Here is a 15,359-nt window from a genome sequence, read left to right on the forward strand (position 1 = left end):
TATCATTTGAATACGTATTAACTATAGGATGAGAAAGGATGAAACGTGTTTTTTAGTTTACATAATTATATTATAGTTGAATTAATTCCTTTTAAAGCTTTTTAATTAGTTTCATTACTCTATACGTTGATTTCACTAAATAAAAAAGTCGTGTAAAAAGTTTTATAACTTCATACACGACTTTTTATTTTAATCATTTTTTACGAATGTCAGTATAGCATTAAACTCTTCTTCATTCGATGAGTATGTGCGTTCCTCAACTTCTCGCACTGTAGCATTTAGTAACTGATAACCTGCAACTTCATCATCTTCTAAAAATGCATTAATACTACTCTCTAATTCTTTTAATGATGCCGCTCTCAATGTACTTAGTTTAATCTTGTTCATCTAACCATCCCCTTATCAAGATAAATAATATTTATTAGGTACATATTACTACTTATACATCATACATACAATTAATAATACAATAGCATCAAATATTAACGTGGATTTAAATGCTCTTTGTTGACTCTTATAATCTTTTTATCTTAAAATTAAGTTTCAGTTTATAATGATTGAGGTGATTATTTTCTTCAAATCAAAAGAAGCGCGTGCATTTATTATATACTTTGGAATATGTCTTACTTTATTAACATTATATTTATTACCTTTCGTGCACGCGATATTCGGTTAATATAGTCGTATCATTACAATTATATTATCTCAACAAACAAACAGGTTCAAATCACTCAATAGATTGAGCGATTTGAACCTGTTTTTTAATAAAAATAATTTAGCATAGAATATTCTTTTAAATTCACAAAAATCATTCGTTCACTTCGGTATAAATTTGAAATCTTACCCCAAATTTATCTTTAACTACTCCAAATGCCGGACTAAAACTTGTTTCAGATAATGGCATTTCAATTTGACCTTCTTTTCCTAAAGTTTCAAAAATTTGGCTTGCTTTATTTTTATTATTTAAAGTAATACAGATTATAACTACATTACCCTCTTGAGACGGATAACCTGGGAACGTATCTACAATCATAATTTTCGAATTCTCTATTTCCAACGCTGAGTGAGAAATTAAATCTTTTGTATTTTCAGGAAGTGAAAAACCTGGGTCCTCTGGAAGATCCCCATATGTCATAATCCCTAAATTCTTAGCTCCAAAAGTATTTTCATAAAACTCAATTGCTTCTCTAGCATTTCCATTTAATTGCAAATAAGGACTTAACTCCATCTTTTAGTCTCCTCTTCATCTATTCACACAATTTTCACCTTAATATATTTTAACAATACCCTAGATAAACAAAAGTTAACGATGAAAGTACCGAAAATGAGCATTAAGTGGACCACAACTTTCATAACAATCATTAGTATATGAAACTTTTGCATAAAAGTACTTACATATTTGTCCTTTATGTTCAATTTCTTCAATCTTATTTTCAAAGATAATATTTGGGTCTTCAATTCCAAGTGTGTTTGATATAAAATGATTCATAGGCGCATAATCTCTCCTTAATTTATTTGGTAGGATATTTAAATTATAGAGATTTTTGCGCCTTTTTCATACAAAAAACAACCCGAAATCATTCATTCAGAATGACCCGAGTTGTTGATATTACTAATATTATCCCTCTTGCTTAGCACCTAGTATTCTTTAAGGTATTGTTCTCTTTCCCATTCAGAAACTTGTGTTCTATAATAATCCCACTCAATTGATTTAGAGTTAATAAATTGATTATAAATATGATTGCCTAAAGCTTCTTTAATTGGTGCGTTATTTTTCATTGCTTTTACAGCAGTGTATAAAGTTGAAGGTAAATCTTCGATACCAACAGCTTCACGTTCTTCACGATTCATTTCATAAATGTTTTGGTTAACTGGTTCTGGTACTTCTAGTTTATTTTTAATACCATCTAAACCTGCTTCTAAAAGTGCTGCTAATGCTAAATATGGATTGGCAGCTGGATCTACTGAACGTACTTCAACACGTGTAGATAATCCACGAGAAGTTGGTACACGGATTAATGGTGAACGGTTTTTACCACTCCAAGCGATATAACATGGTGCTTCGTAACCTGGAACTAAACGTTTGTATGAGTTTACTAAAGGATTACATACAGCTGTGAAACCACGTGCGTTTTTTAAAGTACCTGCTATGAAATGATAAGCATCTTTCGTCATTTGCATATCCCCATCTGGATCATAGAATGCGTTCTCTTTGCCTTTGAATAATGACATGTTAAAGTGCATTCCACTACCATTAACACCGAATAAAGGTTTCGGCATGAACGTCGCATGTAGATTATGTTGACGTGCAATTGTTTTTACAACAAGTTTAAATGTTTGAATGTTATCACAAGCTGTAATTGCATCTGCATATTTAAAATCTATTTCGTGTTGACCTGGTGCGACTTCATGGTGACTCGCTTCAATATCAAAGCCCATGTCCTCAAGTTCTAATACAATATCACGACGACAATTTTCACCTAAATCTGTTGGTGCAAGGTCAAAGTATCCACCATTATCATTTAATTCTAATGTTGGTTCACCTTTTTCATCTAATTTAAATAAGAAGAATTCGGGCTCAGGCCCTAAATTCAAATCTGTGAATCCTAATTCTCTCATATTTTCTAAGACACGTTTTAAGTTTGAACGTGGGTCACCTTCAAATGGTGTATGATCTGTTTTATAAACATCACAGATAAGTCGTGCAACTTTTCCTTGTCCTGCCGTCCATGGGAAGATAACCCATGTATCTAAATCTGGGTATAAATACATATCTGACTCTTCAATTCGAACAAAACCTTCAATTGAAGAACCATCAAACATCATTTCATTATCTAATACTTTTTCTAGTTGGCTAACTGGTACTTCTACGTTTTTAATTACGCCTAAAATATCAGTAAATTGTAAGCGTAAATATCTTACGTTTTCTTCTTTAGCAAACTTATGAATATCTTCTTTAGTAAATGTACGTTTTGGCATTGTAAATGTCCCCCGTTAATATTATTTGATAAAACGTGATAAGTCACCACGATTTATCGGTATTGCTTCTCGCTGTGGTTTCTGGGTAGCTTCAACTATCATTTGTTTTCTTGTTTCTTGTTCATCATCAGAAAGATGACTTTGCTCTTCATTAAGAATTTGCTTAATACCCTTGATATTAAATCCTTTTTCAATCAGTTTTTTAATTTCTAAAAGTCGTTCCAAATCATTTAATGAAAAGAGCCTCTTATTGCCTTCTGAACGTTGTGGTTTAATCAGTTCATGTGTTTCATAGTAGCGAATTTGCCTTGCGGTTAATTCGCTCAATTTAGTTACAACACTGATAGAGAATACAGGCATATTGCGTCTTAATGTATCGTTTGACTTCAATTCCCTCACCTCTATTTTTGAACTTGTTCTAAATTTAGCATAATTTTTCAATAATTTCAAAAATATGTAAGGTTTCCTTACATATCCTTTGAACCCTTGGTATCACTAGCGTACGTCTTATCAACACTCGTGAATCATATTAATTTTTAGAAAATTCCTTTAATTTGTTCAAAAAAAATCCATATATTTATCAAAATTCACATCATTAACAAGTATATTACTTCAAAATGTGTGTTTGATAGAATACATGGATTTCAACTTCTTTTTATATCAGTTGCTGTGATTTAAGATTTGCTGCAGCTCTTGTTACTGCCAATTTCACATGTTCGTAGGTTAAGCCACCTTGTACATAGGCTTCATAAGGGGGGCGAATTGGACCATCAGCTGATAATTCAATAGACGAACCCTGGATAAATGTACCAGCAGCCATAATAACATCATCTTCATAGCCTGGCATAGAAGCAGGTTCTGGCTTAAAGTGCGCATTGATCGGTGAAGCTTGTTGAATACTTTGGCAAAATTGAATCATTTGCTCTTTAGTATCGAATTCAACCGTTTGTATAAGATCGGTTCTAGGAACATCGTATCTTGGTTTTGTACGCATGTTCATTTTTTCTAATAAAAGACTTGTAAATAATGCACCTTTTAAACTTTGGCTAACAACATGAGGTGCTAAGAAAAAGCCTTGGTACATTTCTTGTAATGAGTTAAGAGAAGCGCCCGCTTCTTTACCTATACCAGGTGCAGTTAAACGGTATCCACATCTCGCAACCAAGGATTCTTTGCCAGCAATATAACCACCAATTTTAGCTAAACCACCACCTGGATTTTTAATTAATGATCCAGCAATTAAATCCGCACCACATTCTATTGGTTCATGCGTTTCAACGAATTCACCATAACAATTATCTACAAAAATAATCACGTCTGGATACTGTGCTTTTATTGTTTGAATTGCACTCTCAATTACTTCTAAATTAAGAGATGGTCGTTTGTCATACCCTTTAGAACGTTGAATTGCAATAACTTTAGTTTGTGGTTTGATTTGATTCATTACTTCTTCTATATCTATATCATCTTCTTTTAAATCAACTTTATTATAACTCACGCCATATTCTTTCAAACTTTCAATACCATTTCCATTTATGCCAATAACCTCTAATAAAGTATCATAAGGATTTCCTGTTATATATAACAGCTCATCACCATACTTTAATGTGCTTTGTAAAGCAATCGTTATTGCGTGAGTACCTGAAATAATTTGTGGTCTGACAATAGCATCTTCTGCTTTAAAAACATGGGCATAAATTTCTTCTAAATGGTCTCTACCAAAATCATCATAGCCATAACCAGTAGTGCCTTGTAAATCATTTTCAGTTGCTCTTACCGCATGAAATGCATCTAATACTTTTTCCTGATTAACATATGCTGTTGCCTCAATGTTTCTAAAATATGGTGCTAATGTTTCTTCTGTATTAGCAATCAGCTGTTTCATATCTTCCATTAATCATTACTTCCTTCTATTCTTTTTTATATCCTTTAATTTCGTAAGTTGCATCATCTTCATTAAATATTAATTCTGACACAAGTGTATGCTGTTTAAGAAAGTATAATCTATCCGCATTCGCACTTGGGATGGTTTCTTCATAATATGTGAGTATTTTTTTGACTTGATCAAATAGTAATTGTTTTAATTTGTCTATATCTGTTTCATCCCGACTAGAAACAAATACCGATGGCTTATTCGTTGTCGGCGTCGCACCTTCATGCAAATCTTTTTTATTAAATATAATTGCTTGCGGAATTTGTGCCATATCTAAATCTGCAACAATTCCATTCACAGTATCATATTGTGCTCTATACTCAGGATGACTACTATCAACGACATGTAATAATAGATCCGCATTTTTTGCTTCTTCAAGCGTTGATTTAAAAGCTGCAATTAATGTCGTTGGTAGCTTTTGAATAAAACCAACTGTATCAGAAATAATTAAGTTAAACCCATCATTTATCTGGATTTGTCGTGTTTTAGGATCAAGTGTTGCGAATAATAAATTCTTTTCATATGTTGTTTCATTGGCAAGCATGTTAAACCAAGATGATTTACCTGCGTTCGTATAACCTATGAGTGCAACTTGGAAAACATGGTTCTGTTCACGTTTATTACGATAACGTTCACGATGTTCAACCACTGTTTCTAATTGGTGCTTAATTTCGTTCATTCTCGTTCTAATATGACGACGGTCCATTTCTAGTTTCGTTTCACCAGGGCCTCTTGTCCCAATACCGCCACCTAAACGTGACAAACTACGTCCATGTCCTTGCAATCTAGGCATTAAATAATCAAGTTGCGCTAATTCAACTTGTAATTTACCATCTTTACTACTTGCTCTTAATGCAAAAATCTCTAATATTAATTGCGTTCTGTCGATAATTTTCACATTTAAATTTCCATTTAGCGCTTTTGATTGTGCTGTTGTTAATTCATCATTAGCAACAACGACATCGATATCATGATATTCAATATACGCTCGAATATCTTCTAATTTCCCTTTACCAACATAATATTTTCTATCAAAATGTGTTCTGTTTTGAGTAAACTGTTCTTGAACGTTTAGTTGACACGTTTCTGACAATGATGCTAATTCTTCCATTGTCGACTCAAAATCAAATTCGTCATCATTTTGAGCATGTACTCCAACTAAAATAGCTGTTTCTAATTCTTTTTTTGTATTATAAGTTTGTTGTTGGGTCATAACATGCACCTCTTTTCTTAGCTATTCTATCATAGTGTATATATAAAGACTACAGCGCCAAATTATGTTAGATTACTTATAAGAGGTGAATTAAAATGACTATATATGACATAGAAGTTCAGAAACCAAATGGAGAATCGTACAAATTAGATACGTATCAAGGACAACCCATGTTAATTGTTAACACGGCTAGTGAATGTGGTTTTACACCACAGTTCGAAGGACTTCAAAGTTTATATGATAAATATAAAGATCAAAATTTGATAGTATTAGGTTTCCCTTGTAATCAATTTGGAGGTCAAGAGCCTGGCACTGGTGAAGAAGCTACACAAAACTGTAAAATTAACTACGGTGTTACCTTCCCAATGCATGAAAAAGTTGATGTCAAAGGTGAAAATCAACACCCACTATTTGAATTTTTAACTAAAGAACAAAATGGTGTCTTCAATGAAAAAATCAAATGGAACTTCACTAAATTCCTAGTAGATAAAGATGGTAAAGTTGTAAAACGCTTTTCTCCACAGAAAAAACCTAATCAAATCGAATCAGAAATTGAAGCATTATTATAATTTGAAAATTCTATGATTTTCTGAAACAATATTAAGCATTACAATATCTATAAACAAATATAAGCTACACTAGATATCAATTAATCTAGTGTAGCTTATTTAGTTTTTAACTTTTAATTATATATTTTCTAATTATGATGTTTGAGGTGCATCATCAATTGTGAAAGTACTAATAGCATGTTTATAAATAAAATGCTGTTTACCTTGAGATAATAAGCATACTACATACTTATCATAATCCTCAATAACACCTTTCATTTGAAAACCATTCATTAAAAACACAATCACTTTTGTTTGATCAGTCTTAAATTGTCCTAGGAATTTATCTTGGATGTTTTCTGTTGTCTTCATGTTCTATACTCCTTTTCTTTATTTGGACTGAAACTACATCTAACATCGATGAAAGTGACATTTTCTCTTTATCTAACCATACTACGTCTAGCTTATTTTTGAACCAAGTCATCTGTCGCTTTGCATAGTTTCGAGAATGTTGCTTTAATTTATCTATTGCGTCATTTTTATTTGTACCGCACTTCACTACAGGCAACATTTCTTTATAGCCTATAGCCTGCATACTTTGACATGATTCATATCCCGCATCTACGAGTTGTTTCACTTCATCAAGTAAACCACGTTCCAACATTATATCTACGCGTTTATTTATCCTTTGATATAATATGTCACGCGACATTTCTATCCCTAATAATAATGTATCATAATTTTCTGTATATTGTTGAACTTTCTTTCGAGAACTTAAAAGTTTTTTGGTTTTTAAATAATATTGAATTGCTCTGCGCACTCTTTTTCTATTATTGGGATGAATATCTTCTGCAGACTCACTATCAAATGATGATAAATACTGATGTAACGCTGCATTTGATAGCTGATCTAATTCTGCTAACTTTTTGTCTACTACTTCACTTTCTTCGTCTGTGATTGTTTCATCTTCAAACGCATAATCGTGTATCAAAGACTGGATATATAAGCCCGTGCCTCCAGCAATTATAGGCACACATCCTCTATCAGTAATCTCAGTTATTAATTGCTGCGCTCTATTTTTAAAATCAAACGCAGAAAATGTTTCATCTGGCTCTAATATATCTATCATATGATGTGGCACACCTGACATTTCATCTGACGTTATCTTTGCTGTACCTATATCCATATGTTTATATACTTGCATTGAATCGCCACTGATAATTTCACCATTAAATTTTTTCGCTAATTCAATGCTGAATTCTGTCTTTCCTACAGCAGTCGGACCTACAAGCACGATTAAAAAAGGTTTATCATTATGCACGTGTATATCAACTCTCTTTATTTACTATTGTTATTTATCTTTTTTAAAATTTGCTTTTCAATCCATTCATACATGTTATTCCATGTAATATCAGAATCCGTATCGAATAAAACTTCATGACGTTTATTTTTGTATAAATGGACGGTTACATGTTTCACGCCAAAGCGTTTATATAATTTCCCTAGTTTTCTAATACCTTTACCTTTGCCACCTAACGGATCATCTTTCCCCGATATGAGCAATACAGGAAGTTCTGTGTTCATTTTTTCGATGTTTTTTACACGGCTTGTGCCTAACGCGTGTTTTATTATTTGGTATATGAGTTGATTGGAAACTAAAAAACCAGTATTTGGATCTTTGATAAATTTAGCAACTTCTCGAGCATCGCTAGATAACCAATCGCTTGAAGTTTTTTGATTATTAATATCTTTATTAAATGATTTATACATTAATCGATTAACCCACTTCAATCGACGTCGCTTTCCTAATATTAAAGTAATGATTTTCATTAACACAGCAATAGGTAGACCTAAATACTTTGGATATTGGGCTGTGCCACTAAGAATTAAACCTTGCGCTGCATCAGGATATTTTTGAGCAAATATACGGGCTATAATAGAACCCATAGAATGACCTATCATAATGTATGGGATGTTCGTGTAGTGTGTACACATTGTCTGCGCAATTTCATATGTATCATCCGCAACTTGCGATATATCATCTATATGTCCACGTTCTTTTTCCTTTATTTCTTTCCCATGACCTCTATGGTTATGGCGTAATGCATCATATCCTTGTTGATTAAACGATTCAACAAGTTCATCATATCTTCCCATATGTTCTGCCATACCATGAAGCAAATGTACAACACCAATTGTTTCATGCTTGGCTTTATCTAATTTCACTTCTAACATTGTGCCATCTTCAACAGTAATCTTAAATTCCTTTTGACTCATGTGATAGCCCCCAAATCATGCATCATTTCAAACTTCTTATACTATACAATATACCCTCAAAATTCAATGTTATCAAATAGAATGCAAAACGTTAACCACTAGACAACGATATATTAAAAAACATTGATTTTATAAAAACTCAAGCAAATGTTTTACTTAATAAAAACGTAATTATTATTCGAAACACTAATATAATTCTATTTTAAAAATGTTATACTCAATATCAAGTATTAAGTTAGGTTGTCGACTATATCAATAACTTTGTTGATAGTTTCTTAGTTAAACTTATATGGAGACAAATGCATACAAACCTTTTTCTTCATTTCTAATAATTATTAAATAAAGCAATTAATGAACACAGTTTGTCTCAAAGAAAAATATTTTTTAATATCAAATGCTCTTATAGCAATTGGTTTAGCTACATTTTGAATCAGTAAGTAATAAGTATCGAGTTATTTGTACTCAACATAAAATGTAACACAGACAACAATTCATCAAGGAGGACATCTAATGGATATAACAATTTTTATTTTTATTTTATTAGCTATATTCTTAGGTGCTTTAGTACGTACATACTTTGGTTTTGGAGAAGCTTTAATAAGCATGCCTTTATTAGCTTTAATAGGTTTAGACATAAAAACAGCTATATCTTTAGTTGGTATCGCTGGTCTAACTGTAGCTTTATTTAATATTTTTTCTGAAATGAAGCATATTAAATATAGAACTTTGGCAGTCATGATGTCAGGCAGTTTAATCGGCATACCTGTAGGCATATGGATACTCCATCATTTTGATACTGGGAAAATCCAATTACTATTAGCTATTTTTCTAATTCTTTATGGTATTTATGCTTTTATCAAAACCGTTTTTCTCACCCACCATTCTAAAATCAAACTTAAATCTTCTCTATGGGAGGGTTTGGCAGGACTTGTTTCAGGTGTGTTAGGCAGTGTTTATAATTCTCATGGTGTACCAATTGTTATTTTCGGAACGCTAAGTCAATGGCATATTAAAGACTTTAAAAGTACAATTCAAGCTCATTTTCTATTAACAGCTATCTTTGTTGTCGTGGGTCAATTATTAGGCGGTATTTGGACGAGCCAAACTATTCGATTATTCTTAGCTACTTTACCTATATTGGTTGTTGCAGTTTTATTAGGTAAGTATTTATCGAAAAAGACACACCATAATCATTTTGAAAAATGGATTTATATTTTTATAGTTATCTTAGGTATATTAATGCTCTCAACACAGTAATTGGCTTTTTGTATAATTTGCTTCTGAAAACAAAAATACAAATATAATTTAGCAAAGGTTGGTTTATTATTATGTTTGAAGAATATGCTTCTAAAAAGTTAATAAATAAAATGGATGAAATGGTAAATGACTTTTCCCCAGTTAATTTTGAAATTGAAAAATGGAATCGTGAGTATGAAGGTTTTAATTTTAGCTTAACTCATCACACTTTTAAAAGTCGTTTAGCTAAGAAGACACCTAAAAAAACTGGTTATTTCGTTGCAATGTGGCAAAAAAATGAAATAGCTAAAAATATCCCTTTTAATTGCGAGAATTCTAAAGATTACTTGATTATTAATATTATTGATGGTGCCCGTACAGGACAATTTATTTTCCCGAAAGATATCTTGTTAGCAAACGGCATAATAACATCTACTAAACACAAAGGAAAAATGGCAATGCGTGTTTATCCGCATTGGGAATCCAATTTGAATAAGACTGCGCTAAAAACACAAAAGTGGCAAAGCCCTTACTTTTTAGATTTATCTACCACCTTCAATGAAAAAGATATCTGTACATATTATGAGATAAAGTAACACGAAGATATATTGAGATAGACAAACCATTTGCTCTAAAGGCATTTAGTTTATTTTTTTATAAATATAACTTAATTTTAAAAACAAAAAGTGGTCTTTCAGACCATTTCTGGCCCTTTTATAAGCCACATTACCATTTTCTTAAGATTCATGGCAACACTAATCAGCGTGGTATCCATGGAAACTTTTTTGATACCTCTATATCGTGTCCATCTCATACCATGCTGCTCTTTTGCATCTCCAAATCTTCTTTCAATTGTTAGGATTGGATACATACAGTCTGTGACCTATTGGCATTGTTCGTTTAAATATTAATGTTTCATCGTTAGGACAAATATAATTATCATAGTAACCAGAGTCCGGATCAGGCGTACTTACTTTTTTTACTTTTGTATTCCTCCTTCTTTTTCTTTTTTATAGGCTTTTTTCCTTGAGATAATCTTTGTTCATTAATTTCATTATCTAATTCTTCTTGGAAATGAAGAGAATCTTTCTTTTTTCACTAATTCAGTTATATATTTATTTTTATTTGCGTTTGCTTTTATGTGGGTTGAATCAATGAATAAAGATGAATGATCTATTAAATTATTTTTTATTGCGATTTTAAGAATTCTTTCAAATATTTGTTCAAATAAATCTGTATCATGAAAACGACGTGTATAGTTTTTACTAAATGTACCGAAATGAGGTACTTTATCTAAAAAGCTATAACCTAAATACCAACGGTAAGCTACGTTCGTTTCTATTTCTTTTATCTTTTGTCTCATTGATTTTATTCCAATTAATCTTTGAATAAATAATATCTTCACTAAAATTACAAGGTCAATTGATTGTCTTTCATTATCAAGACAATATTTGTCTTCGACAAGTTCATAAATGAAATTTAAATCCAATATATTATCTACTCTACGTAATAAGTGATTACTAGGAACTAATTCCGATATTGAAATCATTTCATATTGATCTCTTTTATCAGTTGATTTATTCAACATTACAAACACCACCATTGCTTAATTTAAATATATTATATTATTTTTGTTTAAAAATGGCAGTAATTTGTGCCGACTCCTGCGGGAAAAGCACTAGCCGAAGACTATAGGCTGAGGCTGTGCCCGCGGAAAGCGTGCACAAAAAAGTGCCAACAAAGTCGGAGACTTTGTCGACACTCTGAAACTGGCGACAAAGTCCTAAGACCTTGTCGCCAGTTTTAATATTTACGCTTTAACTGCTGGTTGGTTATTACCTGTTTGTGCTTCTTTAATCGCAGTTTCTAATTCTTTTGTATATAATTCTTTTTGAATGTTTGTATAGCCTAATAATTCAGCCATTACATCGATTACTTGTTCTTTATAATTTAATACATCATCAATTTTGAAATATAATTTACCTGTACGACGGATAAAGAAATCAGTTGGACGGTGAACCATTTCATTTTGAATTGAATAAATTAATTCTGTGTAGATATCTAACGGTAAACCAGTTTCTTGATATTGCGCAGTTTGTGCAATTTTGAATAACTCTTCAGCGTTTGAACCATATTTAGATACAAAGTGACGTGCAGTCGCTTCGTCGATTTGATAAGCTTTTGCATCTTCAACTTTTTGTTCAATATATTTATCAAAGTTTTTACTGCCGCCTACATCGCCACCAGAGATTGTTAAGTGTTTTGTTGCCGCTTTATCAAAAGTAAGTTTATATTCTGATTTTAAGCGTTTTGCTAATAAATCAACAATCTCTACTGCCATATGACGGTAACCAGTTAGTTTACCACCTGCAATTGTTAATAAACCAGATTTACCTTCCCAAACTTCGTCTTTACGAGAAATTTCTGAAGGATCTTTACCTTCTTCTAAAATAAGTGGTCTTACACCAGCCCATGATGATTCGATATCTTCATCAGATACATTAACATCAGGGAACATATAGTTAATTGCTTCAATTAAATAATCTCTATCTTCTTGGTTAACTAACGGTGATGTCTTAACATTGTCATAAAATGTATCTGTAGTACCAACATATGCTTTACCTTCACGTGGAATAGCAAAAATCATACGGCCATCGTTTTCTGTATCAAAGTATACAGCTTGACCTAGTGGGAATTTAGATTGATCAATTACAACATGAACACCTTTTGTTAAACGTAATTCTTTATTATTACGTGCATAATCGCCACTACGTACTTCATCTACCCATGGACCACTTGCATTGATAACTTTTTTAGCTTTAATTGGGTAAGTTTCATTGCTAATTTGGTCTTCTACTTGAATACCATTAACTGTTTCATTTGAGTCATATGTGAAATGAACAGATTTTGTATGGTTAATGATAGTAGCGCCTTTTTCTTCAGCACGTTTCATTACTTCAATAGTTAATCGTGCATCATCTGTACGGTATTCAACATAAGAGCCACCAGCTTTAAGACCAGCTTTCTTAACAAGTGGTTCTTTTGCAAGTGTTTCTTTTGCATTTAACATTGTTTTACGTTCAGCTTTTTTAACACCTGCTAATCTATCATAAACGCCTAAACCAATCGATGTAGTGAATTTACCCATAGATCCGCCTTTATGCAATGGTAACAGCATACGTTCTGGTGTCGTTACATGTGGACCATTTTCATAAACAATCGCACGTTCGCGACCAGTTTCTGCAACCACGCCTACTTGTAATTGTTTTAAATAACGTAAGCCACCATGTACTAATTTAGTAGAACGTGAGCTTGTACCTTGTGCAAAGTCTTGCATCTCTACTAAAGCAACTTTCATACCTCTGTTACTAGCATCTAAAGCAATCCCAGCTCCGGTAATTCCGCCACCGATAATCACAACGTCATAAGCGTCATTTTTCAATTCTTTCTTAATCTGTTCTCTTTTTAAAGTTGATAAACTCATAAAATCCAGCGCCTCCTAAAGTATTAAAAAAAGAGAGACTCATCCCATACATATATAATTGTACGAATTGAATCTCTCATTTCTCATCTCGATATTATTAACTTACCCGTATTGTAGCATAGATAACACTTTTAAGTCTAATTTTTTTACTCATCGTCTAATTTAAAGACTTGAGTAGCTTCTACAGCTTTCTTCCAGCCTTTGTAATGTTTTTCTCTTTCTTGTTCTACCATATCTGGATTGAATTGCTTATCTAACTTCCAACGGTTAGCAATTTCATCTTTACTATCCCAGAATCCAACTGCAAGTCCAGCTAAGTATGCTGCACCTAATGCTGTTGTTTCACTAATTTCTGGACGTTCAACACCAACATTTAAGATATCAGATTGGAATTGCATGATGAAATTATTTTTAACTGCGCCACCATCAACACGTAAATTATTTACTTTGATACCTGAATCTTTTTCCATAGCTTCTAATACGTCACGTGTTTGATAACATAATGATTCTAAAGTAGCTCGGATGAAATGTTCTTTTTCAGTACCGCGTGTAAGTCCGAAAATAGCACCTCGTGCTTCTGCATCCCAGTACGGTGTACCAAGACCAACAAATGCTGGCACAACATAAACACCTTCTGTTGATTCAACACGTTCTGCATAATTTTCTGATTGTGGTGCTGAATTAATCATTCTTAATCCATCTCTTAACCATTGAATTGCAGAGCCTGAAACAAAGATAGATCCTTCAAGTGCATAGTTGACTTTACCATCAATACCATATGCAATAGTCGTTAATAAACCACTTTTAGAAGTAACTGCCTCTTCTCCTGTATTCATTAACATAAATCCACCAGTACCATAAGTGTTTTTCGCATCACCACGTTCGAAACATGCTTGACCGAATAATGCTGCTTGTTGGTCACCAGCGATACCAGAAATCGGCACTTCTTTACCGAAGAAATGATAATCTACAGTATTAGCATAAACCTCACTTGAAGATTTTACTTCAGGGAGCATTGAATTTGGAATTTCTAAAATATCTAATAATTCTTGATCCCATTCCAAATCATGAATATTGTAAATTAATGTACGACTTGCATTTGTATAATCTGTGATATGTGCTTTTCCACCTGATAATTTCCATACTAACCATGAATCTATTGTTCCGAATAATAAATCGCCATTTTCAGCTTTTTCTCTAGTACCTTCTACATTATCAAGTATCCATTTTACTTTTGTACCTGCAAAATAAGGATCTAATAAAAGACCTGTTTTTTCACGGAATTTACTTTCTAAGCCTTGGTCTTTTAAGTTCTGACAAATACTTTGTGTTTGACGAGATTGCCATACAATTGCATGATATACTGGGCGAGACGTATGTTTATCCCATACTACTGCTGTTTCACGTTGATTTGTAATACCGATACTCGCGATTTGATCTGCGCCAATATTCTCTTCATTTAACACTTCAGCAATAACTGCTAAAACAGATGTCCAAATTTCATTTGCATCATGCTCTACCCAACCTGATTTAGGAAAATATTGTTTGAATTCACGTTGTGCTACACCTTGGATTTTTCCATCTTGATCAAAAACAATTGCTCTTGAACTTGTTGTACCTTGGTCAATTGACAAAATATATTTTTTCATAATGATAATCTCCCTTATATTATGTTTGTAGGATGGACAA

14 protein-coding genes and 1 pseudogene are annotated in these 15,359 nt (G+C 32.4%); 3 read left to right on the forward strand and 12 right to left on the reverse strand.

Annotation, left to right across the window (positions count from 1 at the left end):
• Nucleotides 1-189: 189 nt before the first annotated feature.
• From NSR03_RS05965 to hflX, 6 genes are all read right to left on the reverse strand, one after another.
• Nucleotides 190-387, reverse strand: a complete 198-nt coding sequence (locus tag NSR03_RS05965) for a hypothetical protein (RefSeq protein WP_021338779.1) — start codon at nucleotides 385-387, stop codon at nucleotides 190-192.
• 421 nt (nucleotides 388-808) lie between these two features.
• Complete coding sequence (locus NSR03_RS05970; RefSeq protein WP_064782950.1) at nucleotides 809-1,228, reverse strand: VOC family protein; 420 nt, start codon at nucleotides 1,226-1,228, stop codon at nucleotides 809-811.
• Between the two features lie 410 nt (nucleotides 1,229-1,638).
• Nucleotides 1,639-2,979 (reverse strand): type I glutamate--ammonia ligase, encoded by a 1,341-nt coding sequence (glnA, locus tag NSR03_RS05975; RefSeq protein ID WP_002507791.1) that lies wholly within the window; start codon nucleotides 2,977-2,979, stop codon nucleotides 1,639-1,641.
• A 21-nt stretch (nucleotides 2,980-3,000) separates the two neighbouring features.
• Entirely contained in the window at nucleotides 3,001-3,369 is a 369-nt protein-coding gene (locus tag NSR03_RS05980; protein WP_002507792.1) for a MerR family transcriptional regulator, read from the reverse strand.
• Nucleotides 3,370-3,634: 265 nt separating this feature from the next.
• On the reverse strand, nucleotides 3,635-4,873 hold the full coding sequence (locus tag NSR03_RS05985; RefSeq protein WP_069820819.1) for a methionine gamma-lyase family protein: 1,239 nt from the start codon (nucleotides 4,871-4,873) through the stop codon (nucleotides 3,635-3,637).
• A 16-nt stretch (nucleotides 4,874-4,889) separates the two neighbouring features.
• Nucleotides 4,890-6,125 carry a GTPase HflX gene (gene hflX / locus NSR03_RS05990; protein ID WP_069820818.1) on the reverse strand — a complete coding sequence of 412 codons (1,236 nt, stop codon included), beginning with the start codon at nucleotides 6,123-6,125 and terminating at the stop codon, nucleotides 4,890-4,892.
• 95 nt (nucleotides 6,126-6,220) lie between these two features.
• Here hflX and NSR03_RS05995 point away from each other — a divergent pair, with 95 nt between their 5' ends.
• Complete coding sequence (locus NSR03_RS05995; RefSeq protein WP_069820817.1) at nucleotides 6,221-6,694, forward strand: glutathione peroxidase; 474 nt, start codon at nucleotides 6,221-6,223, stop codon at nucleotides 6,692-6,694.
• A 132-nt stretch (nucleotides 6,695-6,826) separates the two neighbouring features.
• Here NSR03_RS05995 and hfq read toward each other — a convergent pair whose 3' ends face one another.
• Genes hfq through NSR03_RS06010 form a run of 3 tightly spaced genes read right to left on the reverse strand, consistent with a single transcriptional unit; the run spans nucleotide 6,827 to nucleotide 8,950 of the window.
• Nucleotides 6,827-7,045, reverse strand: a complete 219-nt coding sequence (hfq, locus tag NSR03_RS06000) for an RNA chaperone Hfq (protein ID WP_002507796.1) — start codon at nucleotides 7,043-7,045, stop codon at nucleotides 6,827-6,829.
• On the reverse strand, nucleotides 7,017-7,994 hold the full coding sequence (gene miaA / locus NSR03_RS06005) for a tRNA (adenosine(37)-N6)-dimethylallyltransferase MiaA (RefSeq protein ID WP_069820816.1): 978 nt from the start codon (nucleotides 7,992-7,994) through the stop codon (nucleotides 7,017-7,019). The genes hfq and miaA overlap by 29 nt, the downstream gene beginning before the upstream one ends.
• A 17-nt stretch (nucleotides 7,995-8,011) precedes the next feature.
• Nucleotides 8,012-8,950, reverse strand: coding sequence for an alpha/beta hydrolase (locus tag NSR03_RS06010; protein WP_069820815.1), 939 nt, complete (start codon nucleotides 8,948-8,950; stop codon nucleotides 8,012-8,014).
• A 510-nt stretch (nucleotides 8,951-9,460) separates the two neighbouring features.
• On the opposite strand from NSR03_RS06010, the gene NSR03_RS06015 reads away from it, so the two are divergent.
• Together NSR03_RS06015 and NSR03_RS06020 are read left to right on the forward strand one after the other, a co-directional pair.
• Complete coding sequence (locus tag NSR03_RS06015) at nucleotides 9,461-10,207, forward strand: sulfite exporter TauE/SafE family protein (RefSeq protein WP_069820814.1); 747 nt, start codon at nucleotides 9,461-9,463, stop codon at nucleotides 10,205-10,207.
• A 71-nt stretch (nucleotides 10,208-10,278) separates the two neighbouring features.
• A complete protein-coding gene (locus NSR03_RS06020) occupies nucleotides 10,279-10,782 on the forward strand; it encodes a MepB family protein (protein ID WP_069820813.1) in 504 nt (167 codons plus the stop codon).
• Between the two features lie 98 nt (nucleotides 10,783-10,880).
• On the opposite strand, the pseudogene NSR03_RS14445 reads toward NSR03_RS06020, so the two are convergent.
• The 3 genes and pseudogenes from NSR03_RS14445 to glpK form a co-directional block, all read right to left on the reverse strand.
• Nucleotides 10,881-11,774 (reverse strand): annotated as a pseudogene (locus NSR03_RS14445) (transposase).
• Between the two features lie 222 nt (nucleotides 11,775-11,996).
• Nucleotides 11,997-13,670 carry a glycerol-3-phosphate dehydrogenase/oxidase gene (locus tag NSR03_RS06035; protein WP_002507804.1) on the reverse strand — a complete coding sequence of 558 codons (1,674 nt, stop codon included), beginning with the start codon at nucleotides 13,668-13,670 and terminating at the stop codon, nucleotides 11,997-11,999.
• 146 nt (nucleotides 13,671-13,816) lie between these two features.
• Complete coding sequence (glpK, locus tag NSR03_RS06040; protein WP_069820811.1) at nucleotides 13,817-15,319, reverse strand: glycerol kinase GlpK; 1,503 nt, start codon at nucleotides 15,317-15,319, stop codon at nucleotides 13,817-13,819.
• Nucleotides 15,320-15,359: the final 40 nt, after the last annotated feature.

The sequence above is a fragment of the Staphylococcus sp. FSL W8-1207 genome, from assembly GCF_038003745.1.
In the GTDB taxonomy this organism is placed as follows: Bacteria; Bacillota; Bacilli; order Staphylococcales; family Staphylococcaceae; genus Staphylococcus; species Staphylococcus equorum.

Bases quoted from the DNA above. Each gene is read 5' to 3' on its own strand.
- NSR03_RS06020 (WP_069820813.1), top strand. From the start codon at position 10,279: ATGTTTGAAGAATATGCTTCTAAAAAGTTAATAAATAAAATGGATGAA.
- NSR03_RS05985 (WP_069820819.1), bottom strand. From the start codon at position 4,873: ATGGAAGATATGAAACAGCTGATTGCTAATACAGAAGAAACATTAGCA.
- glnA (WP_002507791.1), bottom strand. From the start codon at position 2,979: ATGCCAAAACGTACATTTACTAAAGAAGATATTCATAAGTTTGCTAAA.
- NSR03_RS06015 (WP_069820814.1), top strand. From the start codon at position 9,461: ATGGATATAACAATTTTTATTTTTATTTTATTAGCTATATTCTTAGGT.
- hflX (WP_069820818.1), bottom strand. From the start codon at position 6,125: ATGACCCAACAACAAACTTATAATACAAAAAAAGAATTAGAAACAGCT.
- glpK (WP_069820811.1), bottom strand. From the start codon at position 15,319: ATGAAAAAATATATTTTGTCAATTGACCAAGGTACAACAAGTTCAAGA.
- NSR03_RS05965 (WP_021338779.1), bottom strand. From the start codon at position 387: ATGAACAAGATTAAACTAAGTACATTGAGAGCGGCATCATTAAAAGAA.
- NSR03_RS06035 (WP_002507804.1), bottom strand. From the start codon at position 13,670: ATGAGTTTATCAACTTTAAAAAGAGAACAGATTAAGAAAGAATTGAAA.
- NSR03_RS06010 (WP_069820815.1), bottom strand. From the start codon at position 8,950: ATGAGTCAAAAGGAATTTAAGATTACTGTTGAAGATGGCACAATGTTA.
- hfq (WP_002507796.1), bottom strand. From the start codon at position 7,045: ATGAAGACAACAGAAAACATCCAAGATAAATTCCTAGGACAATTTAAG.
- NSR03_RS05995 (WP_069820817.1), top strand. From the start codon at position 6,221: ATGACTATATATGACATAGAAGTTCAGAAACCAAATGGAGAATCGTAC.
- NSR03_RS05970 (WP_064782950.1), bottom strand. From the start codon at position 1,228: ATGGAGTTAAGTCCTTATTTGCAATTAAATGGAAATGCTAGAGAAGCA.